The following is a 26,694-nucleotide window of genomic DNA, read 5'->3' as shown; positions in this document are numbered from 1 at the left end:
AATGAAATACATTTTTTGCCTGGCCCTTTTGGCAGGATTGATGACAGGTTTGACAAGTGCCCGGGCCAAGGGATTGAATGCTGTTGACTCCGTGGGGGTCGAAAAGGTAGGAGGGAAGATCTTCATTTTGCATAAGGTTAACCAGGGACAGACCATGTTCGCCGTCGTGCGCCAGTACGGGACGACGATCCACGCATTGCGCGAAGCCAATCCCGGCATGAGCGACCAGATTCAGTCCGGACAAACGATCCGGGTCCCTTATACACCTAAGGTCACAAAAAAAGACTCCAAAAAGGACGACAAGAAAGAAGAGAAAAAGGAATTGGTGAAGGCGGAAGTAAAGGAAACCAAGCCCGTAACCGATACGCCGGCTGCTGCGACGAGCACGTCCGCGCCGTCGGCATCCGCCGCGACCGCCGTACCTGCCAACGGCATACACAAAGTGGAGCCGGGGCAGACATTGTACCGGGTAGCTGTTAAATACGGTGTTTTGATGGCGGACCTCCGGAAATGGAACAATCTGACGGACGATAACATCAAAGACGGCCAGGAACTGATCGTCAGCGAAAAAGGAGCTGAGAAAGCAGCCGCACCGGCGGCGGCGCCCCCGCCCGCCAAAGTGGCTTCCACAGTTGTAAAGGATTCCGTAAAGGCGAAAGCGGTCGTACCCGAGAAGGTTGTGAAGCCAGTGGAAGAAGTAGCCCCGCCGAAAGTGGTGAAAAGCAAGAAGAAATCGGAGTCGGGATTGGCGGAAGTGATCGAGACAGACGAAAGCACCAGTAAATTCCTGGGCCTGCACCGTACGGCGCCGATCGGCTCGCTGGTGGAGGTTTTGAATGAATACAACCAGGAAAAAATCATTGTCCGCATTATCGGCCGCATTCCCGACACGAGCGTGAACGACGACATTGTGATCAAACTTTCGTCGCGCGCATTTGAAAAAGTTTCCCCCAACAGCAAACGATTCAGGGCCGTAGTGAGTTACCTCGAATAGCTACGGAATATATTATGAAACACGCACCACAGTTTCGTTCCAAAAGAGAAGAGGAGCGCGAAGCATTAAAAAATACGCCGGGATACAAGGTATGGAGCGTTATGTTCACCTTGCTGTATCCGTTTATCGCTGTTTTTACATTCCTTTTTTCGGGAATTGTAATGATTTTCTCAGGTATTTCACGTGTGCTGGCTTACCTGTTCGGAGGTAGCCATGCCAGACACTAGCCACACCGCCTACCCACCCTCCTATGTGGCGGAGCTGCTCGATGAAAAGGTAGCCCAATACAACCAGCCGGATTTTATTGCTTTAGACCCGATCAGCATTCCGCACCGGTTTTCCGTGAAGCAGGACATCGAGATCATGGGCTTCTGGGCGGCGGTACTTGCCTGGGGCCAGCGTAAGACCATTATCAATAAATGCCTGGAACTGGCCGCGTTAATGGACAACGCTCCCTACGATTTCGTCCGCAATCACCACGAAAGCGACCTGAAACCGTTCCTGCACTTTAAACACCGCACTTTCAACGCTACCGATACACTGTATTTCCTGCATTTCTTTCAGGAATATTACAAAGTTCACGACTCGCTGGAATTCGCATTCAGCAGTCATATGATGCCCGGCGACATTACCATCGAAAATGCGCTCACGGGCTTCCATGACTTCTTCATCAACTCCGAAAACTTCCCCGTACGTACGCGCAAGCACATCGCCACGCCTGCGCGCAAATCTTCCTGCAAGCGCCTGAATATGTTCCTGCGCTGGATGGTGCGCAAGGACGACAATGGCGTTGACTTCGGCATCTGGAATACCATCCGCCCTGCGCAACTCGTCTGCCCCTGCGATGTCCACGTCGACCGTGTCGCACGTGTTCTGGGCCTTATCAAACGGCCGGTTACCGACTGGCAGACTGCTACTGAGCTTACCGCATCGCTGCGGCTGCTCGATCCGAACGATCCTGTGAAATATGACTTCGCGTTATTCGGGTTGGGGATTGAGGGATTTGCGAAGTAAAAAACATTTTGGTCACTTCCATATAACTATGGTTCGAGCGAAAATATTTTGTCAATTTATCGTGGACGCTTTGTAATTAATTCAAAGCACGAAAGGCCCTAAATCCGCAAAGTAACGCCATTCTTCCGCTTGTACAGCCAATTTTAAATTCAAGATTTTCCTTTCAAACTTGTGCTGTTGAAAAACGATTGTAGACCATTTCATTTCAATTTAAACATGCACGCTTATGAAGAACAGTTACAAAATGGTAATTGCGTTGCTCGTAGGAACCTTCCATCTGCCTCATGCAAATGCTCAAACACATTACGGCGAGGGTGCCGGTACAGTTGGAGGAGGTCACGTATTCATCGGTACATATGCCGGTAAATCCAATGGAGTTAATGGGTTGTATAATACTTACATCGGCTACGGATCCGGAACAAAGGGTATTACCGATTTGGGAATGTTTATTTGGGGAGTTTTAGCGGAGAAAAGGCAGTGAATAGTTCTGCGAATACTTTTATTGGGGGCTCGGCTGGACAGAACCATATCAACGGAGAGGCCAACGTTTATATGGGTTATCAGGCGGGAATGTTCACTTCTGGTAGCCTTAATATTGGCATTGGACGTTCGGCTGGTCAAAAAACAAAAGGCACACAAAATTGTTTTTTGGGAGATGAAAGTGGATTGAAGAATGAAGCGGGAAGCTACAATGTCTTTATGGGGGCTAAGGCTGGAACCAGTAATGAAACTGGTAACTTTAATACATTCCTGGGCCATGGGGCAGGACTGAGTAATACCAACGGTGAAAGGAATACCTATTTGGGTTACGCCGCGGGAGGTAATGCTGGTTTGATAAATGCTACCGCAATCGGGGCATCGGCGATGGTTACAGGCAGCCATTGCCTGGTTTTAGGGAATAATGCCAATGTAGGTATCGGCTATTCTGCTCCGTTCTACCAATTGCAGTTAAGCAAAAGTATTGCGGCTAAGGCTGGATCTGCCACCTGGGCGGTACTGTCAGATTTGAGACTTAAGAGGAATGTTACGGAGTTTACAGATGGTCTGAATCAATTGAAACAAATCAAACCCGTTTGGTTCCAGTACAACGGCCAGGCAGGCATCGAAACAGGCGACAAGAAATTTGTAGGTATCATTGCGCAGGAAATGCAGAAAATAGCACCTTATACAATTGGTACCTTCACGTATCAGGATTCATTGGGCAACAAAACCGAATACCTGGATTACGACGCCAATGCGGTGACTTACATTTTGATTAACTCTGTGAAGGAGCAGCAGCGTATCATCGAAGATAAAGAGGCTAAAATCCAGGCATTGGAAAGCCGGCTTGAAAAGTTGGAGCGGTTGGCGAACGTTTCGCCGGGGGGTTTTTAATAAGCAACCGGAAGGGGGTATTTTGGAACAAAACGTACCCAATGGATTCTCCGCTAAGACATCCATTAAATATTTTATTCCACAATCTGTAAAGACAGCCGTGATCGACGTCTATACGGTTGCGGGCGTAAAAGTCAGTTCGCACCCGATATTGGAGCGGGGAGCGGGGGGAACTGGTTCTTTCGGCGGATAAATATAAGAGTGGGGTACATGTCTATGATCTGGTCATGGATGGTAAGAGCTTGGGCGCGAAGAAGATGCTCGTGGAGTAAGAGCAATATTTAGTGGAATTCGAGAGGGCTTTGGGGACGAGGCCCTCTTTTTTTGTATTCGAATTATTAGTTGGGGCAACCCGTATTCACCGATGAATAACCTTGACGAGAGGGTCACTCATCGGATTTGCCTATGTTTTCATCGACACAACAAATTGAATCGGGAAGAACACACTTCCCTCAAAACATTGATAAATATGAAACGGATTTACCAGTTTGTGGCAGTGCTGTCGCTTGCGCACACAATGGTTCTCAACGGGTACGCTCAAACGCACTATGGTGTTGGCGCCGGTACGCAAGGCATAGGTCATGCGTTTTTCGGCACAGAGGCCGGGACAGTGAATACGGCGTCGGGAAGTACATTTTTGGGACATCAGGCCGGAATAAGTAATACCACAGGTTTCTGGAACACTTTTGTCGGTAATAATGCTGGCTATGGATGTGTGAATGGTAGTAAAAATACGTACGTGGGCCTGGAAGCAGGATATTTTGGCAATGGGACCGGAAATACATTTCTTGGCATGTCAGCAGGCCACGGGAACGTTGGTGAAATGAACGTCTTTATTGGTCTGGAGACAGGACAAAATAGTGTTCAGGGATCAAAAAATACTTTTTTGGGAGCAGGCGCTGGATTGAGCAGCGATGCAAGTTTTAACACTTTTGTAGGTTACCGGACGGGTTATTCTACGACCTCAGGCGTTTCCAATACTTTCATAGGCAATGAAGCCGGATATTCCAATGCCACAGGTGCGGCCAATGCTTTTTTAGGTGCAAAAGCCGGGCTATTAAATACCGATGGCCGCTACAATGCATTTCTTGGTAGTCGGGCGGGAGCGGAAAACACCACCGGTGAACGGAATACATATCTCGGTTACAATTCAGGTGGCGAGCCGACTTTGATAAACGCTTCGGCCATCGGCGCGGACGCTAAGGTTTTGTCAAGTAATAGTCTTGTTCTTGGCAATAAAGCTAATGTAGGGATAGGCGTATCTGCCCCCTCATTCCAACTCCACCTCAGCACCGATGCTGCCGCCAAAGCCGGCTCGCCGGACTGGATTGTAGCCTCGGACAGCCGCCTAAAAAAGAACATTACCGACTTCACCGATGGCCTGGATTTACTCAAACAAATTAAACCCGTCTGGTTCCAGTACAACGGCCAGGCAGGCATTAAGACGGGCGACAAGAAATTCGTTGGCATCATCGCGCAGGAAATGCAGAAAATAGCACCGTACACGATTGGTACATTTATGCACCAGGATTCATTGGGCAACAAAACCGAATATCTGGATTACGATGCCAATGCCGTCACCTACATTCTGATTAATTCCGTGAAAGAGCAGCAGCAGATAATCGAGCAGAAGGATGCGGAGTTGAAAGAGGTGAATACACAGGTTGCTGCATTGTCAAAGCGGCTCGAACAGTTGGAGCGGATCGTAGCCTCGAATACAGCAAAGCCTCTGAATGGCAGCGCGGCGCGGATGGAGCCGAATACGAATGGGGTAGTTTTCGAACAAAATGTTCCGAACGGATTCTCCGGAAATTCGGCAATTAAATACTTCATTCCGCAGTCCGTAAAGGAAGCGACTGTCGAAGTGTATTCGGTAAATGGCGTGAAAGTGAATTCTTATGTGGTAAAGGAGCGCGGGGAAGGGTAATTGACTATTTCAGCCGGGGATTTTCAAAATGGCGTCTTTCTTTATGATCTCGTTACGGATGGAAAAAGCAACGGCGTGAAGAAAATGGTTGTTCAGAAATAGTATTGTCTTATTTTATATACAAAAAGCGGGTCCCCATGAAGAGACCCGCTTTTATCATTTTCAGCCTGTGTTACTTTGATAAAACGGCATTTTCAAACCGTACCGATTCAATCGAAAATAACGGTTTGTTGTTGGCCTCGGCATTTCTGAATACAAAATAGACCTTATGCAACTTGCCGTCGGCGGGAGCTTTCAGAGGAATGCTGATCGTTTCGGTCTTGTCCACTTTACCCTCACCGATCTTGGTCCCGGCAACGCCGTCGAGACGGACTTCCAGCGTCCCCCCCGGCAGACTGGCCGGTTTTGCTTCCCACGGAAACAGCCAGTTTGGAAATCTCGGTCAGGTCGATGTCGTCGAACGCGATAAAGCCGCCGTCTTTCATTCCGATCACCATTTCGCTGCCGTTGTCACCTTTGTATTTGAAGGTATTTCTGGTCGTGTCCGCCATGTTTGCCATCAATGTCGAAGGACGCAGTGCGATGGTTTTAGAGCCAGTCAATGGGCCCATATTACCGTTACCTTTGTCGGTGTAGCTGGCTGTGAAAATGTAAGAACCGTCTTTCTTCTTAGCCTGCGTCACATATGAGCTTTTCAGCGGTTTTTTGTCGACGGCCTTTTCGTTGGCGAGCCCAAGAATATACTTCACCATTTCTTCCACTTCCTCAGGCTTGTGCTGCGGATGGCCGGGCATTGCCTGCTCGCCCCATACGCCGCTGCCGCCTTTGAGTACCTTATCCGTCAGCGTTTTCAACGAATTGCGCTCTTTGGCGTACTTCCTGGCAACTTCGCGGTATGCGGGGCCGATGGACTTTTTGTCGATCGAGTGGCAGGCCTTACAGTCGCTCAATTCAATCATGCGCTTGCCGGTTTCGAAGCCGGTGTTGGCCTGATGCCCCTGGGCGAGTTGCGTTTTATCGAAACCCTCGAGATAATTGATGGTTAGTGTAACTTCGTCCTCCGAAATTTTCTTGTTGGCAAGGCTACCGTCTTCTTTGTCGGAAACGGATACTTCGTAGTTCACGGGCTTATCATTCCAATAAAAGGTTTTGTTGCCTTTAATAGCCACGTCTACCTTCGGAATGGCATTGCCTACACGCACGATCACTTCGGATGTATTCGAATTACCAGCATTGTCGGTCACCTTCAAAGTGGCGGTATATTCCCCTGGTTTAGCGTACGTAAAGCTTGGGTTAGCCAGCGTGCTTTTGGGCAAACCTTTGCCGAAAGACCATTCGTATTTGATCGGATCGCCGTCGTAATCCAGAGAGCCTTTGGAAGAGAAATTTACTTTCAAAGGGACTGCTCCTGTGGCATTTGTAGCGGTTGCGATGGCTACGGGCACACGGTTACCTGCATTGAACGTGATGTGCGAAAGGCTGGCCTCGTCGTTTTGTGCAAACCAGTTGGGGCCGTATTCCAATGTGTACAAGGAACCATCGTTAGCAAATTGCATATCGATCGGATGGCTGAACTTGGTACCCGGCATGAAACGCTCGATGCTTTGCAAGTCGCCCTTCTCGTTCATAGTCACAATGTTGATATAATCGCGGATCCAGTCGTAGGCGAAGAACTTGCCATTGTAATAGGAAGGGAACTTAACCTTGCTGTCCTGATAATCAGCAGCATAATATACCGGGCCAGCCATGGCATTGCGTCCGCCTTTGCCAACGATCGCCCCGAATTCCGGTGAATCCGCATAAGGATAGTAAATAAATGCGGGCTGCGCCGGCGGCAACTCCTGTAAACCGGTGTTATGTGGCGAGTTATTGATCGGTTTCAAAGGATCGAACGGCTTGCCCGAAGTACTGTCCGCGAAGTTGAAATCGACATACGGCTTGTTATCGGCAATGAAAAGCGGATACCCGAAATAGCCTGCCTTCCGCGCTTGGTTTACCTCGTCGTAGCCTCTCGGTCCGCGTTTTGGATTGTCGACCGACGCATCCGGGCCAACATCGCCCCAATACAAATAACCAGTGTGCTGGTCCACGGAAATGCGATAGGGGTTGCGGGTACCCATTACGTAGATCTCCGGGCGGGTCTTATCCGTTCCCGGTGGAAAGAGGTTGCCTTCCGGAATATCGTACAAATTGGTGCCTCCGGGCATATTCGCGCGGCGATCGCCATAGCGGGGCTTAATGCGCAATATTTTTCCTCTCAAAGAATTGGTATTCGAAGACGTATGCTGCCCGTCCCATCCTTCACGCCCTGGCCGTTCGTCGATCGGGCCGTATCCGTTGGATTGGAACGGGTTTACGTCGTCGCCGGTAGAAAGATAAAGGTTTCCTTTCGCATCCCAGGCGATAGACCCGCCGGTGTGGCAGCAGTCGGTCCGTTTTACGGGCACGGTCAGGAGTACTTCTTCCGTGCTGAGCAGCAACGTGTCATTTACGTCGTCGTATTTAAATCTCGACAAATGTTGGGCAGTATCCGGCTCGGAGGAAGGCGGTGAATAATACATGTAAACCAGTTTATTGGTTTTGAAATTCGGGTCGATATTGAGGCCCATTAGTCCGTATTCCTGTTTGGTATAAACGGGTACTTCGCCCACAATTTTGATTTTGCCGGTCTTAGGATTGTAAAGTTTCACTTTCCCCTTTCGTTCGGTAAAAAGCACGCGCTGGTCGTCCAGCACAACCAGCTCGGTAGGCTCGTCCAATTTAGATGCAAGTACCTTTTTAGTGAAACGGTTTTCTTCCGGACGGGATTTTGAATAATCCAGTTTCGAGGCCATTGCCCAGTTCAGTCCGCCGGTAAGGTGTTTTACAAAGACGGGATTGGTATAGGTGGCATCTTCATGGCCAAAGTTGGTGTAGAATGCGCGACCGCCATCGAACTCATGGTACCACGACATCGGGTGATTGTCGCCCATTTTACCATCCTTGTAAGTCTTTTCGTCGATTTTTACAAGGACATTTACCTTCTCATTGAAGTTTTTAAAATCGTAGAACTCGTCTTTGATCTTCCATTTCTTTGGAAAACCATTCATGGACGGGTGTTGATCATTTACAACAAATGCCTCGCCCTCCTGTACATTCGGGTTGCCCGGATGGCTCAGGAATTGCGCGCCTGCCAGCTTGTTGTACCACTGCCAGTCGTATTCGGTGTCGGTCGCCGCGTGGATACCCACATAGCCGCCGCCCGCCTGAATATAACGCTCAAATGCATCTTGTTGCTTGTCGTTCAGTATATTACCGGTGGTGTTCAGGAATATGACGGCGCTGTATTTTTGCAGGTTATTGTTGGTAAAAACAGCCGCATTTTCAGTAGTATCTACCGCGAAGCCAGTTTCTTTGCCCAGTTTCAATATGGCGGTTTTCCCTGCCGGAATAGAGGAATGCCGGAACCCGGCAGTCTTCGAGAATACCAGCACGCGTTTTTCCGGCGTCACCATCTGGGCAGTAGCCGCCAGACTGCAACATGCCAGGGCCGTCACGCCGGCAACCCTGAAACGTTTTAAAACTTTTCGAAAAGGGGATTCATTCATTAGATTGGTTGGTATTGGTTAACGTAGAAAAACCTATCTTCCATAAGGAAGACAGGTTTTCAATATACTTGTATAATCGACAATTATAAACCTAAAACCTTACGGTTAAATGCCTCATCTGCACCGGTTCCGGCGAAATCGTCGAACGCTTTGGTAGTCACTTCGATGATATGGCTTTCGATGAACGGTGCACCTTCGGCCGCACCCTGTACGGGCGACTTGATGCAGCATTCCCATTCGAGAACCGCCCAGCTGTCGTAGTCGTACTGTGACAATTTGGAGAAAATTGCACCGAAATCCACCTGGCCGTCACCTAACGAACGGAAACGTCCGGCGCGATCGGCCCAACCTGCGAAGCCGCTGTAAACGCCCTGCTTGCCGGTTGCATTGAATTCCGCGTCCTTGACATGGAATGCTTTGATGCGGTCGTGGTAGAGGTCGATGAACTGGAGGTAATCCAGTTGTTGCAGCACGAAATGGCTTGGGTCGTAGTTGATGTTCGCACGGGTGTGGCCGCCCAGGTAGTCTACAAACATTTCGAAAGTAGTACCATCGAACAAATCCTCACCGGGGTGCAGCTCATAGGCCACGTCTACGCCATTCTCGTCATACACATCCAGAATAGGCTTCCAGCGGGTGGCCAGTTCTTTGAATGCGGTTTCGATCAGTCCGGCAGGGCGCTGAGGCCAGGGGTACAGGAACGGCCATGCCAAAGCGCCGGAGAATGTCGCAGAAGCCTTCAGGCCTAATCTGCGGCTTGCTTGTGCCACATATTTCAAATGCTGCACAGCCCATTCCGCACGTGCTTTCGGGTTTTTCCGAACTTCGGGCACCGCAAAACCATCGAACATCTCGTCGTAAACCGGATGCGAAGCTACCAGCTGGCCGATAATGTGCGAAGCCAGTTCGGTGATTTCAAGGCCTTTATCCGCCAGTTTGCCTTTCAGGTCGTCGGCATAAGTCTGCGACTCGGCAGCCTGCTTTACGTCGATTACACGCGGGTCCCAGGTAGGGAGTTGAAGGCCTTTATAGCCCAGACCAGCCATATAATCTGCAATTGTATCCAATGAGTTGAACGGAGCTTCGTCGCCAAGAAATTGAGCGAGGAAGATTCCGGGGCCTTTTATTGTTTTCATAATTTTAATGATTGAATGACTGAATGATTGAATGACTGAATGATTGAATGATGAATAACATGTTGATTGCGTCATCGGGCGTTTTTCCGGGCCTTGGACAGGATTTTGATGAGCTCTTCTGCTTCTTCCATCAGAGCTTTTAGCTTTTCGGAGGGTAGAATACCTGCTTCGGACATTATCTCCATCCAGAAGAGTGACTCATCTGCCTCTTCAACCGTTATGCTCATTTTCGCAAAAAACTCATTCTGACTCCTCGCTCGGCACACAGCTCTGTAATTCGCTCCAACAGACGACGCCGATCGTAGAAATTGCTTTCCGACAATACGTGCCTCCTCCGTCGGTGGCAATGCTTTAAAGACTCTAATACTTCTCAATACAAACTGCTTAGTGCGACCCTGTAACTGAGAAACAAAATCCTTTTTATCATCAACCATATTTATAGTGTGTGCCAAGAAATGAGTATCAACGCCCCATTCAATCATTCACTCATTCAATCATTCAAAATTAGATGGTTACCCAAGCCTCTTTCTTATTGCTTTCCAAAATCTTCTCGCAAATCAGCAATTCGCGGTAGCCGTCTGCGAATGTCGGGAACGTCGGGTTTTCAGGCTGTTTGCCGGCTGCAATGGCGGCGTATACTTCCTTGAACATTTGTTTCGAGGTATCCGGGAAGCCTTCGTTGTGGCCGCCCGGGAAGGTGATCGTCGAGCGGACGTCCTCGTTCACGAGCGATGGGTCGCGCATGAGGATTTCGTTCGCCTTGTCGCGGTTACCGATCCACATTTCGTTCGGTGACTCCGAGCACCAGCTGAATGTCTTTTTGGAGCCGGAGATTTCCAGCGACATGCGATTTTTACGGCCTGCCGAAACCTGCGAAACGGTGATCACCCCTTTGTTTCCATTGTCGAAGCGGAGCAATACGTTCGCGTGGTCTTCGGTGTTGATGGGTACATCGGCATAATCTTCCGGTTGCAGCAGTTTGCCCGAGTAAGTCTCAACGGCTTTCAACGGCTTCTTGCGGGTTTTATGAACGGTGTTGAAGTCCGCAAGAACGGCAACGGTTTTCAGGCCGGTGATGTATTCGAGGATGTCCATCAGGTGGGAACCGATGTCCGCGATCGCGCGCGAATCACCCGACTTGTCCGGCTCGAGGCGCCAGTTATAGTCGGTGTCGTAGAAAAGCCAGTCTTGCAAATACGACCCGATGAACGAATAAATCTCGCCCAGCTCGCCTTTTTCACGCATCGATTTCATCTGGCGGGCCAGAGGGTAGTAGCGCAGGTTGAAGTGAACGGCATTCACCAGGCCGGTTTTCGCGGCCAGCTCAACGAGCTCTTCCGCTTCGGCGAGGTCCTTCGCCAGTGGTTTTTCACAAATTACGTGTTTGCCGGCCAGCAATGCGGCTTTTGACTGCGAGTAGTGCAAAAAGTTAGGTGTACAAATGTGGACAGCCTGGATGTCATCCTGCTTCAACAGTTCGTCGAAGGTGTAGGAGCGCGCAATGCCGAGTGCGTCAGCTTTTTCCTTGGCCAGTTCTGCGGTCACTTCGCAAAGAGCGGCAACTTCTACATTAGGAAGACGTCTCAGCGCTTCAATGTGTGCGGGGCCAATGAAGCCTGTTCCGACAACGCCAACTTTGATTTTGTTCATAAATGGGTATGGAATGATTGGTGAAAAACAGTCCGCTCTCGCGGGTTAAATTGAGATGTACAGTAATTGAATCGCGTATTCGGAATCAGAAATTGGTCCATTTCGTCTCCGTCTTGTTCGAAGCGATGACGGCGTCGATGAACTTCATACCTCGCAAACCATCCTGCGCAGTCGGGAAATCGTATACCGGATCGGCCTTTTTGCCTTCCCAGTAAGCCCTCACATGAATGGCGAAGTTGCGGTAGAGATTGGCGAAGGCCTCGAAATAGCCTTCGGGGTGGCCGGCAGGGATGCGGGTATGCACCTGCGCGGCTTTAGACAGGTTACCCACGCCCGTGCGGATGATGCGTGTGCCCTGGTTGGTTTTGTGGATCAGCGTGTTAGGCTCCATTTGCTTCCATTGCAGGCCGCCTGTTTCGCCGTAGACGCGGATATTGAGGTCGTTTTCCTCTCCGTTGGCGATCTGGCTGTTTTGCAGAATACCTTTCGCGCCGTTGTTGAAGCGAAGCAGAACATGTGCGTCATCATCCAGCAAACGGCCTTCCACAAATATCGTAAGGTCGGCACAAATCTGGGTGATTTTGAGTCCGGTAATGTATTCGGCCAGGTTCTCGGCATGGGTGCCGATGTCGCCCAGCCCGCCTGCGGCCCCCGAGCGCTTCGGATCGGTGCGCCATGCGGCCTGTTTGTTACCGGTTACTTCCACCAATGTGGCCAGCCAGCCCTGCGGATATTCTACAATGACCTTTCTTACTTCGCCAATGGCACCGGAGGCGATCATATGGCGGGCCTCTTTTACCATAGGGTAACCGGTATAGTTGTGCGTAAGACAGAAGATCAGTCCGGTTTTTTCCACCAGTGCCACGATTTCCTCCGCTTCTTCGGTATTCAGTGTAATAGGTTTGTCGCAAACGACGTGGAAGCCGTTTTCCAGCGCGAGCTTCGTAGGCGCGGCGTGTACGTGGTTAGGCGTAACGATGGCAACAAAGTCCATGCGTTCACCCTCGGGTAGCTGTTTTTCTTTCAGGATCATTTCCTCAAAGTCGTTATAAACCCTGTTTTCAGGCAGATATAGCGCTTTTCCGGTTTCCTTCGACTTCGTGGGGTCGGAGCTGAATACTCCGCAAACCAGCTCAATTTCTCCATCCATGATCGCTGCACGGCGATGGACCCCACCAATAAATGCATCCAGGGAGCCGCCTACCATGCCCATTCTGATCTTTCTTGACATTCCAGTTGGTTTAAGGTTTTCGATATAGATTATACAGATAGGAAAGAGCCGCGGAAAGGACTCTTACTTCTCACAAATATAAATTTAAGACATAAAAAACATCGCTTAGGAATAACGAAAAGCAGTAGAATTCCCGGGAGTTTGTTTTTTTTGTGAAAATCTTAGAATAAAAGCAGTATCCCGAAATCAATCATCTAATTCAAATAATCAAACCCATTTAATCACATGTCCCAATCAGTTAACAGCGGAAGGCTCTTCAATGCAAGTTGTTTTGCGCTCATAACCACTGCATTCTCATTCAGTATCCGTGCAGGGATTCTGCCCCAGCTGGGCACCGAGTTCAACCTCTCGGCCGAGCAACTGGGCTTTATTAACTCGATGTGGTTCTTCGGGTTCCCGCTCGCGATGATCATCGGAGGGCTCGTGTACCACACGATCGGTCCAAAGACGATCATGCAGGTGGCGTTCGTTTGCCATGCTATCGGTATTATCATGACGATTTACTCGGGAGGATATACTGGCCTGCTGATCTCTACATTCCTTATCGGGATCGGTAACGGATGTACCGAAGCGGCTTGTAACCCGATGATCGCGGATTCCTACGAAGGCCTGCAAATGAGCAAAATGCTCAACCGCTTTCACATGTGGTTCCCCGGCGGTATCGTGGTAGGATCGCTGATCTCCAAATTCATGACCGACGCCGAACTTGGCTGGCAGGCGCAAATCTGGGTGATTTTGATCCCGACTATTATTTATGCGGTGCTTTTCTGGGGACAAACTTTTCCTAAGCCGCATGTGGCTGGTGTAACTTCGATTGGTGAAAACGTAAAAGCGATGTTTACGCCGCTGTTCATCTTCATTTTCGTTTGTATGGCATTCACAGCGATCAGCGAGTTCGGTCCTCAACAATGGACAGGGCTGATCATGAGCAAGAGCGGTGCAAGCCCGATGCTGATCCTTGCCCTGGTAACCGGCCTGATGGCTATCACACGTTTCTTCGCGCATCCGATTGTGGCCGCATTGGGACAAACAGGCATTCTTTGGGGTTCGTCGATCCTGGCGGCCATCGGAATCTACCTGTTCAGCACCGTAACCGGCCCTGCAGCTTATGCGGCGGCTGTGATCTTCGCAATGGGTGTGGCGTTGTTCTGGCCAACCATGATCGGTTTCGTGGCGCAGAACGTGCCTCTTAGCGGCGCGTTGGGAATGTCGATCGTTGGTGGTATCGGCATGTTTTCAACGGCGATCTGGCAGCCGGTAATCGGTAAATGGCTGGATGATGCCAAAGCGGAGAAAATTGCGCAAGGTCTTACCGGTGACGAAATGGAACTGGCGGCGGGGCAGGCTACGCTGAGCACGATGGTAATGTTCCCGGCGGTATTAATCGTCGCATTCGCGATCCTGTATTTCTGGATGAAAGGGCGTAAAACAGTGGCGACGTCTTCCGCGGCAGTTCACTGATAATCTGATATTTCAAAGAAGAAGGGCGCTGATGAAGCGCCCTTCTTGCATTACACGGTATTTTTTGGAGCATTACTTCAACTTGACGATCGTCACGCCCGCACCGCCGCGGTCGGCGTGCTCGTCGTGCATGCCCGCTACCTGTGGGTATCCGCGCAAGTGGTTGCGCACGAGTGTGCGCAGGATGCCGTCGCCCTTGCCATGTACAATGCGGAGCTCGTCGTAGCCGAGCATAATGGCGTTGTCCATGAATTGATCGACGAGCCCGAGCGCTTCCTCGCCGCGTTTGCCGCGCATATCGAGGTTAAAGCTGAAATTCAGCATCCGCTCGTTCATATCCACCCCTTTGGAAGTTGTTTTCAGGCCTTTCTCACCGGTAGCGGCGCGGTATGTTTTGCGCGATACCTTTTCGAGGCGGTTCAGCTTTACAGTCGATTTCAGGTCGCCGATGCGGATCTCCGCGTCCTTGCCTTTTACCGAAAGTACTTCGCCGATGGCAGTTTGTCCGCTGATCTTCACATAACTGCCGGCTGTTATTTCGCCGCCCTCCGGTTCGTAGATTTCCTCGGTTGGCTGTGCCTCTGTCACCTCGGCCAGGACAAGGTTCTTCTTGCCAAAATTTTCGAGGTTAGTCCTTACCGTCTTTGTTTTTTCTTTCTCCGCCTTATTTTCCTTGATCTCCCTGATCGTGTTTTCGATCAACTGATTCGCGTCCGAAAGCAGGTTTTTGGCTTTCTGTTTGGCCTCGTTAACGATCTTTTTCTCGTTGTTTTCGAGCTTTTCTTTCAATGCGGTGTAGTCGGCAAGCTGTTTAGCCAGTTTGCGTTCTTTAATGCCGATCTCGATATTCTTCTCGGCAAACACCCGGCGCTCGATATCCAGCTCTTTCAGCAGTTTTTCAAAATTCACCTGCTGAGTTCCGAGTTTCTCTTTCGCTCTTGCGACGACCGCTTTCGGCAATCCTATTTTCGAAGCGATTTCGAATGCGAACGAACTGCCCGGGCGGCCGATTTCGAGCTGGTAGAGCGGTTCCAGATGTTCTCCGTCGAAGCGCATCGCGCCGTTTACCAAACCTTCGGTCTTATCCGCCAGCACTTTCAAATTGGTATAGTGCGTATTGATCATCCCGAATGCCCCCGACCTGGTCAGATCTTCGAGAATGGCTTCCGCAATAGCGCCGCCCAGGCCCGGTTCTGTTCCTGTTCCGAACTCGTCGATGAGAAACAACGTCCTTTGATTCGCCATCGAAAGGAAATGGCGCATATTGGTCAAATGCGAGCTATAAGTACTCAGATCGTTTTCCAGCGATTGCTCATCACCGATGTCGATAAAGATATTCTGGAAAAAGCCCATTGAGGATCCTTCCTGCATCGGCACCAGCAGGCCACATTGGAACATATATTGAATCAAACCAACGGTTTTCAATGCCACGGATTTACCACCCGCGTTCGGTCCGGAAACAATCAGAATTCGCTGTTTTTCGTGTAATTCGATGTTCAGCGGAACCACTTTCTTGCCCTGTTTCTGGAACGACAGATGCAGCAACGGATGTCGTGCTTCGCGCCAGTCGATAAACTGCCGGTTTTCAAACGGCGGATTAATGGCGCCCATTTCACCGGCTAACCGGGCTTTGGCGCGCAGAAAGTCCATTAAACCGAGGAAACCGTAGGCTTTTTTGCAGATCGGGAACGAATGGCCGGATATAGGCCGTCAGTTCCAGCAGGATTCGGTTGATCTCCCGGCGTTCCTCGTATTCCAGTTCCCGGATTTCATTGTTCGATTCAAAAACGTCGGTTGGTTCGATGAAAACGGTCTGTCCGGTAGCTGACTCGTCGTGGATAAACCCGCGGAGCTTCCGCTTGTGCTCGGCAGCAACGGGAATGACCATACGGCCATTACGGACGGTCAGAGAGACATCGTCGCCAATCCATCCGTTACTTTTGGCCGATTTCAGGATGGTATCCAGCTTTTTGCGAATGCCTGCCTGTTCGGAAATCAAACGTTTGCGAATCCGCAGCAGCTCCGGCGACGCCGAATCGCGTATCTGGCCACGGTCGTCGATAATCTTGTCGATGGCGTCGGTAACAGCTTTTTCGACTTTGATCGTCTTGGCATACTCGCCCAGAATGGGAAAGGCGTCGGCTTCCTGGCTTTCGAAAAAACGCAGGCAGAGCCGGATGGTCAGAAGCGATACTTTTAAGTCCGAAAACTCGGGCTGCGTCAACAGCATCCCCTCGATGGAGGCCCTTTTCAGATAGGGCGTAGCGTCGATATAGTTCTGCGACGGGAAGTTTTCGCCTAGTTCAAGTATGCGTTGCATTTCGGCGGTCTGGCTTACGAGCTTTTCTACCATGCCGAAATTCTCGGAAAACCGGATTTTCTCGACAAAGTTCTGGCCCAGAGAGCTGATACACAGCTCTTTCAGGCGTTCTCTCAGTTTGTCGAATCCCAGTTTTTGTTCTAATGTATTGGGGTAAAGCATTTTAATGGCTATCTGCTGTCGGCTTCCGGCCGTCGGCAATGTAATTGTTGATGTTTAATAATGTTTTCGGGCAATCGGCTACGGCTGGTGGGAGGCGGTGGCAGACAACCCGTTGTTTCACGGGGCGGCGGCGCTCAGAACACGTTACGGATTTCCTCCTTTAAAATCCTCAAAGCATGTGTTGTCGGCTGCGTCTCCTTGTCGATCACATGCGAGAAAATCTTTTTGGCCAGGTCCGAAGCGGGCGCTTCCGCACTCACTTCCGCCGCCGCCTGGTTCACCACGGCCACCGTTTCGTTCATCGCATTCACGATCTGCTCCCATGCATACGTGCTGATATACAGCTGCTGAGCTACATTGTGGTTGTATTCCTCGCGGATTTCATGGAGCACGATATGCTGCAATTCCAGCGCGCTTGTCGCCGAGGGGGCCAATCTGAGTAACAGGTTATTGGGGGTAATGCGTTCCAGAAAGAGGCACATACGCTCATACGCCTGCAAACGCAACGGGAGTGTAATCTCGACGTTCTTGCTGCGGATGTCCCAGCGTTGTTTCTCGAATAGCTTGGCGGCGACCGTCGTAATGGTTAAATAAATACCGAAAGTGACGATGGTGCCGAGTATCAGAATGGTGAGTATCGAGATATATTCCATGGTGAATTTAATTTTATGCCAAAATGAGGCACAAAATTAAAGGATTAGCCGTATTTGGAGATATTTATTTCAAAACGCGAATGGAATGCAGACGGTTTGCGTTTACTGATTTATCTCAACCAGGAATAATCAGCAGCATGGATAACCCGATTCAATTGACCGAAGCAGCAAGGCACGAAATCAGATCGACACTCGAAGCGAACAAAATTCCGGATACTTACGGCCTCAGGGTAGGCCTAAGAGGCGGAGCATGCAGCGGGTCTTTTTTACTGGGATTCGACACCGCTACAGAGCACGACCAGACATACCTTATCGAGGGAATTAAGGTATTGATAGACAAGCGTCACCTCATGTACGTCATCGGTGTGTCGGTGGACTTCGAAGAAGGGGCGAACGGCAGCGGTTATACGGTTTCTGCCGCTGAAAAAGTCAAATAAGTCCTTGGATCAATCCTCCACGGTTACATGCTTCCAGTTCTCGCCCGAGCGGATACGATTGAGCTGGGTATGGGTAATCCCGAACTGCTTCGCGATCATTTTTAAACGGTTGTTATCGTTTTTCAAAAGCTTCTTAATGATCCGGACTTTGCTTTCCGTCAGCTTGTAGTTTTTCGTGCGACGTGGAATGACACGGTTGATAAACGCCGGATTTTCACGGTTATGGTCGATCATCTCCGATTTCGTAACCCATTTCAGGTTTTCGTAGTGATTGTTTTGTTTATCAAAATCGAGGTGTATCACAAAATTATGGTCGGCATCGGGTTTTTCAACGAAATGCTCGGCCACCAGTTTGTGTACATAGCGGTTAATGGTCTTGCCGCCCGCAACACGGATATTCAATGACCTATATCCTTGAATGACAGACCCTTTGATCACAACGCCCTCCTTCGGGTTGTTCTGGAAACTTTTCAATCTGCCATAGTTGGATACCTCGTAATGGGGAGCGTTCTCGATCTCGTCGAATATGATTTTTGCCCACTTTTCATTCCAGAAGCTCCGGCTTACATTTGATTCATTCATTTTTTTAAAAAGCTATTATTACAGTTCTTACAGTCATACAACTGATCTTGTCACGAATCCCGGCAGGGAATCGGGAACGATCTTTTGGTGTTTCAAAAGTATGTGAAGGGCGGCGGCAAATGCCGTGTACAGCCCCCATTGTTTATTAAATCGATTTGGCATGAAACGTACACTCATCATCGGAGCAACTTCAAACCCATCCAGATACGCTTACCTGGCTGCACAGAAACTCAGGCATTATGGTCATCCCATATTACTCATCGGACGCAGGAAAGGCTTTGCATTAGGAGAGGAAATCAATACAGACAAAACTGACTGGAAAGACGTAGATACCGTCACTTTGTACATCAACCCGAGCCACCAACCTGAATACTACGATTACATCGTTTCTCTAAATCCTAAACGCGTTATCTTCAACCCTGGTACAGAGAATCCTGAATTTAAGGATATTTTAATTGATAAAAATATCATACCAATAGAAGGCTGCACTTTGGTGATGTTGTCGACCGGACAATTCTAGTCTGCCTTCTACCATCTGATCAATGCCGAAGCCCATGTAAACCCGCTTCCGAACGCCGCCAGGCAAACCAGGTCGCCTTCATTTACTTTTCCGGCTTCCCAGGCCTCCGTCAGGGCGATCGGAATGGAGGCGGCCGTTGTGTTTCCGAAACGCTGTAAGTTATTGATAACCTGGGATTCAGCAAGCCCTAGCTGCTGCCTGACGTAATCGCTGATGCGGATATTGGCCTGGTGCGGGACCAGCAGGTCGATGTCGGAAGCCGAATACCCGTTGGCTTCCAGGGCTTCCTGGATCACTTCCCCAAAGCGTACGATCGCATGTTTGAAAACCGCGTTCCCATTCATATAAACATTGTGACCGCCGGATTCGAGCACCTCCCGACTCACCGGACGCCCCGCCCGGCTGCTTCCCGGATCCTTTACATAAAGTTCCTCGGCGAACCGCCCGTCGGCGTGGAGGTGTGTAGATAATATACAATGTTGGGGATCGTCCGTGGCGGAAACCACAGCAGCGCCCGCGCCGTCCCCGAAAATTACCGCCGTGTTCCGTCCGGCCGTACTTTTGTCGATCCAGGACGACTGAATTTCCGAACCCACGACCAGCGCCGTCTTGTACATTCCCGATTTGATAAACTGGTCGGCGATGGAAAGCGCATACACAAAGCCCGAGCACTGCTCGCGGATGTCGATCACCGGCCTCCCGTCCATGCCCAGCTCGCGCTGCATGAGGAAGGCGGAGCCCGGGAAGAAATAATCGGGTGTGATGGTAGCGTAAACGATCACGTCGACGTCGTTCGGCGTAAGCCCGGCCCTCTTCAATGCCTGCCGTGAGGCTGTGGCCGCCATACTGTAATTGGTATCCTTCCCGTATTGGAAATAGCGGCGCTCCTGAATGCCCGTTCGTTCGCGGATCCATTCGTCGGAGGTGTCCATCCATTGGGTAAGGTCGTCGTTGGTAATGATATTGTCGGGGACGTAAAAGCCTAAACCGGTAATTCGGGAAAATGTCATGCTAGTGGGACTGTTCAAAGCTGTCGAGGGTCAAAAGACAGAAGAGAACGGTTTTTAATTCTAAAATGATAATTATTAGCAACATAGGTTGCAGGAAAGACTACAAAAATGCAACAAAAAGTACTGGTTACCAATTCATGCCGCCTTTTTCCTGAGGTTGTCGGCGAGGGAAAGAAGTACGTACACGATCAGGATGGCCGGAACGGCGAGGAATTTCAGGGTAACGAGTAAAACGAGGGTCAGCCCGATGAGCACAAAACGTGACTCATTGCCTTTCCAGCCGAAATTCTTGAATTTGAGTGCGATCAGCGGCAGCTCCATCACGAGCGCAAGGGACATTACCACTGTAAGAATAAGCAGGTTGTTTGTATCGATAATGATATCCTTCCAAAAGTCGCTCTCCGTGTGCACGATTAGCGGGAGAGAGGCGATCAACATCGCATTGGCGGGTGTGGGCACGCCGATGAACGAATCCGATTGCCGTGGGTCGTTATTGAACTTCGCCAGGCGGATCGCCGAGAAAATCGCTATGACGAATGCGAAATAGGCCTTCCATATCCCGAACAGGTCGGGAATGCTTTGCATTAATAACTGATAAACGATAATCGATGGCAGCACGCCGAACGTTACGACGTCGGCAAGCGAATCCAGGTCGCGGCCTATGGGCGAGGTTACTTTCAGCAGCCGGGCCATGAAGCCATCCAGAAAATCGAAGATCAGCGCGACGCCGATGAGCACGCAGGAAAGGATCAGGTTATTGTGGAATGCTTCCACCACGCCAATGCAGCCGCAGAGCAGGTTACCGCAGGTAAGCGCATTGGGGATGTTGCGTCGGATCATAACGTGTTATCGGAAGAAAGGGTTATTTCTTTTTTCAAAACCAATGGTGGTGGGTTCCATATGGCCGGCGTAAACGGTAAAGTCTTCGGGCAATGTAAATAACTGCTCCCTTATGCTGTGCAACAGCGTAGCGTGATCGCCGCCGGGAAGATCGGTACGGCCTATGCTCATACGGAAAAGAGTGTCGCCGCCGATCACGAATTTACCGGCATCGTTCACGAAAGCTACATGCCCGGGCGCGTGGCCGGGTACGAATATGATTCTCAGGGATGTATTGCCGAATTCAATAGTCTGGCCTTCGCCGATAAACCGGTCGATTTCCGGCTCTTCGAAGGCGGAGAAACCATAATTGGAAGCATACGTCCTGACGGCCTTTAAAAGAGGTTCGTCGAGTTTGTGCAATGCAAAGGGAATGCCGTATTTTCGTTTCAGCGCCGCTACGCCCAAAACGTGGTCTATATGCGCGTGTGTGTTTACGATCTGAACCGGTTTCAGGGCATTTACTTTGATATATTCCGCCAGTTCATCGACTTCCGACCTGTCGTAACAGCCCGGATCGATGATGATCACCTCGCCCGTTTCGTCGTGGAGCAAGTAGGTATTTTCAGAAAATGGATTGAAAACAAAAGTCTTTACCTGTACCATTCCGGTAGGGCTATCTGGATTAGTGAATGGGTGCGAAGTTACAAAACAGTTTACAGTTCTTTGAACGTAGCGATAATGCGGTCGAAATAGAAGATGGTAGTGTCCCTGTAATCGGAATCCGTTCCCACGAAAAACCATAGCTCACCTTTGTTGCTGGCTGTCACGGTGATGGGTTCATTGGAATACCTTAGTAAGGTGTAGTAGCTGTTGTTCGGGTTACTGCTGGCGATGCTACCCGACAGCAACACATCCTTACCGGGCTCCTTGACCGTGCCTATGTCCCGATTGAACTGATAAACGCCCGATACCAGCCGACTTTGGGGCTCGATAACAGACACGCCTGCCTTGAATGTAACCTGGCCGGCCACATTTTTCGGGTCGCCGGCGGGATAATTTGTCGCAAGGTCGACTTGGAGCATCATTTCATAGTTGCCATTGGGAGTGAAGCCACCCACGCGTTTTTTGAGGTAGCTGAATATGCTCCCCTTCGAATATCTCGAAAGCATACGGAAACCATATTGCGTAGTGTCCAATCCCCGCGGCAGTAACGCCGTGGCGGCAACCGTATCCAGCTGACTCGAATCGGCGGTCGAAGCGTGGCCTGCATATCCGGGAATCCAACCGTTATCACCGTCGGTGCCGGTCTGAAAGTTGGAGTCGACGGTAATGAAGGCGTCGACGCTGTCCTCATTGCAGCTCCACAGACCGGCGACGGCCAGCAGGGTTATCAACAGGTATTTTTTCAATTCAAATGTCGGTTTATAAAAAGAACGAAACATGGCCGGTAAAATTAAGACTGCATCCCGCAAACGTCTATCCGAGGAGGAAAATTGCCGGTATTTTGTGCAGGTCCGGTTTTGCCGCCTTCCATTTCCCGACGGGCATTGTCCTGATAAATTCATCCGCGGCCGTTACATTGGCTGCTATGCATAACGACGATTCGGGTGAGCACGCTTCCATTACCGCGTCCAGCAACTGATTGTTCCGGAAGGGTGTTTCCATGAAAATCTGCGTCTGTTGAAATTGCCGCGCATTCCGTTCCAGCGCCTGCAAGGCTTTCCTGCGCTGGACTTTATCGATCGGAAGGTAACCATGGAATACGAACGACTGGCCGCTCATTCCCGAGGCCATCAATGCCAGCAGGATAGACGACGGCCCCACCAGCGGCACCACGCGTACGCCCAGCTCATGCGCGATGCGCACGGCCACCGCCCCCGGGTCGGCCACGCCCGGGCAGCCGGCTTCGGATATCACACCGGCGCTTCGGGAGAGGTTACGGAGAGATGCAACTGTTTCAGCTTCGGGGGTATCTTTATGGAGTTCAATAAATGTCAGTTCATCGATGACCTTGCCGAGTTTCAGGCTGCTGATGAACCGCCTCGCAGTGCGAACGTTTTCCACGAAGAAAATATCCAGGCGCTGCACAGCATCCCTGATTTGCGGGGAAAGCACATTGTTTTGGGTACCATCGGCCAGTATCGTAGGGATTAAGTACAGTGAAATCCCGGAATCGTTCATAGGTGTCGCATTTTTTTATTCTTTTCCAACCAAAAGGGGCGATTGTGAATCTACGGAATAAATAAAATTATTTAATAAGTTATGAAAAGACTATTATACCTACCCCTGGTCCTGGTGTGGTTATTGTCTTGCCAAAAGGAGAGCGCCGGCGACCTTGCTCCGAATTATGCTTTCGCAACCGTTTCTGGTCCCTGGCATTCCATCGAAGTCGAACGATCGTCACTGGATAATAAAAGTACCTGGGAGCCTATTGAAGCCTCCAAGTCCGATACGCTGATTTTCCGTGGCGACGGCGTGGTGTTGAATGCCGACGGCACCCCACGCTGCTGTGCACCTGCCACAATGATCATCAACGGAACCCTGCTTGATGTAAAGCCGCAAACTGCATTACCCAATAACCCGCAATGCGAGCTGCTGCAATGCGTTGCGTGCCCTAGCTGGGAAATATCCCTGAGCGATGACCAGCTTATACTTGCCCCGTGCAATTCTCCCCGGGTAAAATACGTCAGATAACTCCGTCCAGAAATTCCAGCAGGGTGCTAACGAACGCTTTCGGCTGATCGGCCTGCACCCAGTGCCCTGCTCCTTCGATCGTTTTCAGTTGTGCATTCGGAAACAGCTTCACGATATCTTCCCAATCTTCGTCAAGAATGTAATTTGAATTCGCGCCCCGCATGAACAGTGCCGGGGTGCCGACCGGCGTGTTCGATTTCACCTGCGCGCCTACATTAGCCATGTCGGTTGTAAGCAATGGCAGGTTAAAGCGCCAGGCGAAGCCGCCCTCTTCCTTTCTGTACAGGTTTTTTAGCAAAAATTGCCGCACGCCTGGTAACGGTTCATATTCACTCAGGATCTCGTCGGCCTGGTTGCGGTTTTCGATCTGCCCGATCGGAATGGCGTTCAAACCTTTCAGGATTTTGGTGTGGTGAATAGGGTAGGCTTTCGGGCCTATGTCGACTATCACCAGCGCATCGAAGCTGCCGGGATACGTCACGGCATATTCCATGACCGTTTTTCCACCCATCGAATGCCCTAAAAGGATGGGAGAACCGATGTTTTGCTGATTGAGGAACTCCCTCAAATCTGCTGCCATTGTCGGGAAGTTCAGGGGCGCTTCATGGGGTGAGCGGCCATGGTTGCGCTGGTCGACGAGGTAAACACGATAACCATGTTCCGAAATGGCCTTTCCGATTGTCAGCCAGTTGTCGAGAAAACCAAAAACGCCGTGCAATATGAGCAGGGGTTTGCCTGTGTCGCCTATTTGCTTAAAATTGAGTTGCATGATACGGTAACGGTGACCGTCCGCGAAAAGGGCATGCAAGCAGCCGCGGCGGACGTGGGAACGATTGTTCCCGCAAAGGTTGTAAGGATTTTCAAGAAGGAAAAAAATCCTGCAACCGTAATATTTAACAATTTGTTAACACACGTTACTCCGTGGTATGGAAATTGCTGCCACAAGCAGATAGAACGCTCTTCTTTTAACCTCCCGGATATCCTCCGAAAGCCTTCGCCGGCCGCCGCATTTGTTAACGATTTGATAAAATAGAAAATATTGCAGTATTGGTACAGTAATCTGCATTATTTCAATAAATCAGTTAGTTACGAGAACTAGTATTGTATTTTAGTAGGATTTGATCTTTTGTTTGTGAATGTAAAAAGCTATTATTTTGCATCAATTATTCATCCTCCTTGAATGAATCCGCTAGTATTCTTACAAACCAAATCACCAAATTTATGAACGGGAAAAGTTTACTCTTCCGGGCTTTCGCAGCCGCGTTACTTCTCTTTTGTTGGTCTATCAGCTCCGAATCGTATGGGCAGGTGACTACTTCATCAATCAACGGTTTCATTACAGACGCCAGTGGCGAATTTTTGCCGGGTGCTACGGTTACTGCCGTACACGAGCCTTCCGGTACTACTTATGGTACCGTTACGACCGAGGCGGGGCGTTACACATTTCCTTCAGTGCGCATTGGCGGGCCTTACAAAATTACTGTGACATATGTTGGCTTTTCAGAACAGAGTAAGTCCAACGTATTTGCCGAACTTGGCCTGGCGGCGAGTGTTAACATCACACTCAAAGAGGGTGGGACACAACTGGAAGAAGTCTTGATCACTTCCGATGCCGCGCAGTTGTTTAACGGGGAACGGACCGGTGCAGCGTCTTCAATTAATACCGAACAATTACGCACATTGCCTACGGTTACCCGCAGCATCTCGGACTTTACCCGCCTGAGTCCGCAGTCCAACGGAGGAAACAGTTTTGGAGGGCGCGATGGACGTTATAATAATTTCCAGGTAGACGGTGCCAATTTTAACAATGGTTTTGGATTGAATGACAACCCACTTCCTGGCGGAGGAGGCTTGTCGATAGACGCGATCGAAGAGATACAAATCAATATTGCTCCTTATGACGTAAGGCAAAGCGGCTTTTCAGGGGCCGGGATCAATGCAGTAACCCGCAGCGGGACGAACAAATTTGTAGGCTCTGCCTACGGATTCTTCAACAACCAGAATTTTCAAGGAAAGAAAGTAAATGGAGATGAAATTACCCGTCCTGATGCAACCAGCCAGACACTCGGTTTCAGGTTAGGCGGGCCGCTGATAAAGAACAAATTGTTTTTCTTTGTTAACGCAGAGCATATCAAGAAAACGGGTTCGGGCGTGGGTGCAGTCAATTTATGGAAAGCGTCTGAAAATGGCGTGGCCGACCCAAGTAGGAACATTTCCAGAACCAGGAGATCTGATCTGGAAGCAGTTCGTAATCACCTGATCAACCAGTGGGGATACGACCCGGGCGCTTATGAAGACTATGCGAACGACAACAGTGAAAAAACGACTTCATTTCTGGCGCGCATTGACTGGAATATCAATGCAAAAAACAAACTGGCAGTCCGCTATAACCAGGTAGAAAGTTCGGCTCCGTCATTGGTGAACGCAAATTCGGGTGCTTATCCGCGTACTCCATTCGAGACGGGACGTGTGAGTTCGCTCTCAATGTCGTTCGCCAATACCATGTATTCGACCAAAAATATCGTGCGCTCGATTACAGCGGAGTTGAACAGTGAAATCACCCCGAGATTGTCGAACCAATTTCTTGCTACTTACAGCCGTATCCAGGCAACACGCAGTTCTCCAAGCAAAGAATTCCCGATGATAGACATTGGCTTTGCAGGAGATAGCCTGAGAAAGGCGGGCGTGACAACCTACCAAAACTATATTAGCGCCGGTTATGAGTTATTTACTTACGGAAACGATGTGTTGAATGATAATTTCATCATCACCAACAATCTCAACTACACTGTTGGGAGGCATAATTTCACTAGTGGAATAAGTTTCGAAATGCAGAAATTCGGGAACAGATATCTCCGCAATGGAACATCTTATTACCGTTATGCTTCAGTTGAGGAATTTCTTACAACGGGAACGCCCAATGAAGTAGCGCCGTTGCAATTCGCACTGACCTATCCGTATGAAGGCCAGGATCCATATGCGCCTATCAAATATGGCCTTCCGTCCATTTATATTCAAGACAAATTCGATATTTCCGAACGATTCACTTTAACAGCGGGTATCCGGGCTGAAATGCCGGTGTTCCTGAACGACCTTACTCCTAACACTTCCAGTTGATAC

General features: G+C 49.8%; 23 protein-coding genes and 2 pseudogenes. 11 read left to right on the top strand and 14 right to left on the bottom strand.

Features of this window, described 5'->3' with window-relative positions; all coding sequences use genetic code 11:
* The first annotated feature begins 1 nt into the window (after window position 1).
* From ABV298_RS07050 to ABV298_RS07025, 6 genes are all read left to right on the top strand, one after another.
* Window positions 2-994: a LysM peptidoglycan-binding domain-containing protein gene (locus ABV298_RS07050; protein WP_353721445.1), complete on the top strand. Its 993-nt coding sequence runs from the start codon at window positions 2-4 to the stop codon at window positions 992-994.
* A 14-nt stretch (window positions 995-1,008) separates the two neighbouring features.
* Entirely contained in the window at window positions 1,009-1,221 is a 213-nt protein-coding gene (locus ABV298_RS07045; RefSeq protein ID WP_353721444.1) for a hypothetical protein, read from the top strand.
* Window positions 1,208-2,008, top strand: coding sequence for a TIGR02757 family protein (locus ABV298_RS07040; RefSeq protein ID WP_353721443.1), 801 nt, complete (start codon window positions 1,208-1,210; stop codon window positions 2,006-2,008). Before ABV298_RS07045 ends, ABV298_RS07040 begins: the two co-directional genes overlap by 14 nt.
* A 226-nt stretch (window positions 2,009-2,234) precedes the next feature.
* The gene (locus tag ABV298_RS07035) at window positions 2,235-2,489 is read left to right on the top strand and encodes a hypothetical protein (RefSeq protein WP_353721442.1); all 255 of its coding nucleotides are present in this window, start codon (window positions 2,235-2,237) and stop codon (window positions 2,487-2,489) included.
* A 71-nt stretch (window positions 2,490-2,560) separates the two neighbouring features.
* Window positions 2,561-3,382, top strand: a complete 822-nt coding sequence (locus ABV298_RS07030) for a tail fiber domain-containing protein (RefSeq protein ID WP_353721441.1) — start codon at window positions 2,561-2,563, stop codon at window positions 3,380-3,382.
* Window positions 3,383-3,851: 469 nt separating this feature from the next.
* Window positions 3,852-5,309: a tail fiber domain-containing protein gene (locus tag ABV298_RS07025; protein WP_353721440.1), complete on the top strand. Its 1,458-nt coding sequence runs from the start codon at window positions 3,852-3,854 to the stop codon at window positions 5,307-5,309.
* A 172-nt stretch (window positions 5,310-5,481) separates the two neighbouring features.
* Here ABV298_RS07025 and ABV298_RS07020 read toward each other — a convergent pair.
* From ABV298_RS07020 to ABV298_RS07000, 5 genes and pseudogenes are all read right to left on the bottom strand, one after another.
* A pseudogene (locus ABV298_RS07020) lies at window positions 5,482-8,896 on the bottom strand (ThuA domain-containing protein).
* Window positions 8,897-8,979: 83 nt separating this feature from the next.
* Window positions 8,980-10,032: a sugar phosphate isomerase/epimerase gene (locus tag ABV298_RS07015; RefSeq protein ID WP_353721439.1), complete on the bottom strand. Its 1,053-nt coding sequence runs from the start codon at window positions 10,030-10,032 to the stop codon at window positions 8,980-8,982.
* Window positions 10,033-10,103: 71 nt separating this feature from the next.
* Complete coding sequence (locus ABV298_RS07010) at window positions 10,104-10,514, bottom strand: four helix bundle protein (protein WP_353721438.1); 411 nt, start codon at window positions 10,512-10,514, stop codon at window positions 10,104-10,106.
* 22 nt (window positions 10,515-10,536) lie between these two features.
* On the bottom strand, window positions 10,537-11,682 hold the full coding sequence (locus ABV298_RS07005; RefSeq protein WP_353721437.1) for a Gfo/Idh/MocA family oxidoreductase: 1,146 nt from the start codon (window positions 11,680-11,682) through the stop codon (window positions 10,537-10,539).
* An 85-nt stretch (window positions 11,683-11,767) separates the two neighbouring features.
* The gene (locus ABV298_RS07000; protein WP_353723152.1) at window positions 11,768-12,895 is read right to left on the bottom strand and encodes a Gfo/Idh/MocA family oxidoreductase; all 1,128 of its coding nucleotides are present in this window, start codon (window positions 12,893-12,895) and stop codon (window positions 11,768-11,770) included.
* Window positions 12,896-13,138: 243 nt separating this feature from the next.
* Between ABV298_RS07000 and ABV298_RS06995 the strand changes: the two genes are divergently transcribed.
* Window positions 13,139-14,374: an MFS transporter gene (locus ABV298_RS06995; protein ID WP_353721436.1), complete on the top strand. Its 1,236-nt coding sequence runs from the start codon at window positions 13,139-13,141 to the stop codon at window positions 14,372-14,374.
* Between the two features lie 72 nt (window positions 14,375-14,446).
* Here the strand turns inward: ABV298_RS06995 and ABV298_RS06990 are convergent.
* Window positions 14,447-16,856 (bottom strand): annotated as a pseudogene (locus ABV298_RS06990) (endonuclease MutS2).
* Between the two features lie 134 nt (window positions 16,857-16,990).
* Window positions 16,991-17,509 carry a hypothetical protein gene (locus tag ABV298_RS06985; protein ID WP_353721435.1) on the bottom strand — a complete coding sequence of 173 codons (519 nt, stop codon included), beginning with the start codon at window positions 17,507-17,509 and terminating at the stop codon, window positions 16,991-16,993.
* A 137-nt stretch (window positions 17,510-17,646) separates the two neighbouring features.
* Here ABV298_RS06985 and ABV298_RS06980 point away from each other — a divergent pair, with 137 nt between their 5' ends.
* Window positions 17,647-17,946, top strand: coding sequence for an iron-sulfur cluster biosynthesis family protein (locus ABV298_RS06980; protein ID WP_353721434.1), 300 nt, complete (start codon window positions 17,647-17,649; stop codon window positions 17,944-17,946).
* Window positions 17,947-17,955: 9 nt separating this feature from the next.
* On the opposite strand, the gene ABV298_RS06975 is transcribed toward ABV298_RS06980, so the two are convergent.
* Window positions 17,956-18,528: an HNH endonuclease gene (locus tag ABV298_RS06975; RefSeq protein WP_353721433.1), complete on the bottom strand. Its 573-nt coding sequence runs from the start codon at window positions 18,526-18,528 to the stop codon at window positions 17,956-17,958.
* A gap of 160 nt (window positions 18,529-18,688) precedes the next feature.
* On the opposite strand from ABV298_RS06975, the gene ABV298_RS06970 reads away from it, so the two are divergent.
* The gene (locus ABV298_RS06970) at window positions 18,689-19,048 is read left to right on the top strand and encodes a CoA-binding protein (protein ID WP_223401342.1); all 360 of its coding nucleotides are present in this window, start codon (window positions 18,689-18,691) and stop codon (window positions 19,046-19,048) included.
* Between the two features lie 8 nt (window positions 19,049-19,056).
* On the opposite strand, the gene ABV298_RS06965 is transcribed toward ABV298_RS06970, so the two are convergent.
* The 5 genes from ABV298_RS06965 to ABV298_RS06945 all read right to left on the bottom strand — a co-directional run bounded on the left by ABV298_RS06965 (window position 19,057) and on the right by ABV298_RS06945 (window position 23,061).
* Window positions 19,057-20,058, bottom strand: a complete 1,002-nt coding sequence (locus ABV298_RS06965; protein ID WP_353721432.1) for a beta-ketoacyl-ACP synthase III — start codon at window positions 20,056-20,058, stop codon at window positions 19,057-19,059.
* Between the two features lie 135 nt (window positions 20,059-20,193).
* Entirely contained in the window at window positions 20,194-20,898 is a 705-nt protein-coding gene (gene pssA, locus ABV298_RS06960; protein WP_353721431.1) for a CDP-diacylglycerol--serine O-phosphatidyltransferase, read from the bottom strand.
* A 6-nt stretch (window positions 20,899-20,904) separates the two neighbouring features.
* The gene (locus tag ABV298_RS06955) at window positions 20,905-21,543 is read right to left on the bottom strand and encodes an MBL fold metallo-hydrolase (RefSeq protein WP_353721430.1); all 639 of its coding nucleotides are present in this window, start codon (window positions 21,541-21,543) and stop codon (window positions 20,905-20,907) included.
* Between the two features lie 50 nt (window positions 21,544-21,593).
* Window positions 21,594-22,289: a hypothetical protein gene (locus ABV298_RS06950; protein WP_353721429.1), complete on the bottom strand. Its 696-nt coding sequence runs from the start codon at window positions 22,287-22,289 to the stop codon at window positions 21,594-21,596.
* A gap of 67 nt (window positions 22,290-22,356) precedes the next feature.
* Window positions 22,357-23,061, bottom strand: coding sequence for an SAM-dependent methyltransferase (locus tag ABV298_RS06945; protein ID WP_353721428.1), 705 nt, complete (start codon window positions 23,059-23,061; stop codon window positions 22,357-22,359).
* An 81-nt stretch (window positions 23,062-23,142) separates the two neighbouring features.
* Between ABV298_RS06945 and ABV298_RS06940 the strand changes: the two genes are divergently transcribed.
* A complete protein-coding gene (locus tag ABV298_RS06940; protein ID WP_353721427.1) occupies window positions 23,143-23,574 on the top strand; it encodes a hypothetical protein in 432 nt (143 codons plus the stop codon).
* Here the strand turns inward: ABV298_RS06940 and ABV298_RS06935 are convergent.
* Complete coding sequence (locus ABV298_RS06935) at window positions 23,567-24,343, bottom strand: alpha/beta fold hydrolase (protein ID WP_353721426.1); 777 nt, start codon at window positions 24,341-24,343, stop codon at window positions 23,567-23,569. The genes ABV298_RS06940 and ABV298_RS06935 overlap by 8 nt on opposite strands.
* Window positions 24,344-24,882: 539 nt before the next feature.
* Between ABV298_RS06935 and ABV298_RS06930 the strand changes: the two genes are divergently transcribed.
* The gene (locus ABV298_RS06930; RefSeq protein ID WP_353721425.1) at window positions 24,883-26,691 is read left to right on the top strand and encodes a TonB-dependent receptor; all 1,809 of its coding nucleotides are present in this window, start codon (window positions 24,883-24,885) and stop codon (window positions 26,689-26,691) included.
* Window positions 26,692-26,694: the final 3 nt, after the last annotated feature.

This window comes from Dyadobacter sp. 676, assembly GCF_040448675.1.
In the GTDB taxonomy this organism is placed as follows: domain Bacteria; phylum Bacteroidota; class Bacteroidia; order Cytophagales; family Spirosomataceae; genus Dyadobacter.
This window is presented reverse-complemented; position numbering and strand designations above follow the sequence as displayed.

What these genes read in the sequence shown, in the direction of transcription:
- ABV298_RS07050 (WP_353721445.1), top strand. Translation starts at nt 2, where the DNA reads ATGAAATACATTTTTTGCCTGGCCCTTTTGGCAGGATTGATGACAGGT.
- ABV298_RS07045 (WP_353721444.1), top strand. Translation starts at nt 1,009, where the DNA reads ATGAAACACGCACCACAGTTTCGTTCCAAAAGAGAAGAGGAGCGCGAA.
- ABV298_RS07040 (WP_353721443.1), top strand. Translation starts at nt 1,208, where the DNA reads ATGCCAGACACTAGCCACACCGCCTACCCACCCTCCTATGTGGCGGAG.
- ABV298_RS07035 (WP_353721442.1), top strand. Translation starts at nt 2,235, where the DNA reads ATGAAGAACAGTTACAAAATGGTAATTGCGTTGCTCGTAGGAACCTTC.
- ABV298_RS07030 (WP_353721441.1), top strand. Translation starts at nt 2,561, where the DNA reads ATGGGTTATCAGGCGGGAATGTTCACTTCTGGTAGCCTTAATATTGGC.
- ABV298_RS07025 (WP_353721440.1), top strand. Translation starts at nt 3,852, where the DNA reads ATGAAACGGATTTACCAGTTTGTGGCAGTGCTGTCGCTTGCGCACACA.
- ABV298_RS07015 (WP_353721439.1), bottom strand. Translation starts at nt 10,032, where the DNA reads ATGAAAACAATAAAAGGCCCCGGAATCTTCCTCGCTCAATTTCTTGGC.
- ABV298_RS07010 (WP_353721438.1), bottom strand. Translation starts at nt 10,514, where the DNA reads ATGATTGAATGGGGCGTTGATACTCATTTCTTGGCACACACTATAAAT.
- ABV298_RS07005 (WP_353721437.1), bottom strand. Translation starts at nt 11,682, where the DNA reads ATGAACAAAATCAAAGTTGGCGTTGTCGGAACAGGCTTCATTGGCCCC.
- ABV298_RS07000 (WP_353723152.1), bottom strand. Translation starts at nt 12,895, where the DNA reads ATGGGCATGGTAGGCGGCTCCCTGGATGCATTTATTGGTGGGGTCCAT.
- ABV298_RS06995 (WP_353721436.1), top strand. Translation starts at nt 13,139, where the DNA reads ATGTCCCAATCAGTTAACAGCGGAAGGCTCTTCAATGCAAGTTGTTTT.
- ABV298_RS06985 (WP_353721435.1), bottom strand. Translation starts at nt 17,509, where the DNA reads ATGGAATATATCTCGATACTCACCATTCTGATACTCGGCACCATCGTC.
- ABV298_RS06980 (WP_353721434.1), top strand. Translation starts at nt 17,647, where the DNA reads ATGGATAACCCGATTCAATTGACCGAAGCAGCAAGGCACGAAATCAGA.
- ABV298_RS06975 (WP_353721433.1), bottom strand. Translation starts at nt 18,528, where the DNA reads ATGAATGAATCAAATGTAAGCCGGAGCTTCTGGAATGAAAAGTGGGCA.
- ABV298_RS06970 (WP_223401342.1), top strand. Translation starts at nt 18,689, where the DNA reads ATGAAACGTACACTCATCATCGGAGCAACTTCAAACCCATCCAGATAC.
- ABV298_RS06965 (WP_353721432.1), bottom strand. Translation starts at nt 20,058, where the DNA reads ATGACATTTTCCCGAATTACCGGTTTAGGCTTTTACGTCCCCGACAAT.
- pssA (WP_353721431.1), bottom strand. Translation starts at nt 20,898, where the DNA reads ATGATCCGACGCAACATCCCCAATGCGCTTACCTGCGGTAACCTGCTC.
- ABV298_RS06955 (WP_353721430.1), bottom strand. Translation starts at nt 21,543, where the DNA reads ATGGTACAGGTAAAGACTTTTGTTTTCAATCCATTTTCTGAAAATACC.
- ABV298_RS06945 (WP_353721428.1), bottom strand. Translation starts at nt 23,061, where the DNA reads ATGAACGATTCCGGGATTTCACTGTACTTAATCCCTACGATACTGGCC.
- ABV298_RS06940 (WP_353721427.1), top strand. Translation starts at nt 23,143, where the DNA reads ATGAAAAGACTATTATACCTACCCCTGGTCCTGGTGTGGTTATTGTCT.
- ABV298_RS06935 (WP_353721426.1), bottom strand. Translation starts at nt 24,343, where the DNA reads ATGCAACTCAATTTTAAGCAAATAGGCGACACAGGCAAACCCCTGCTC.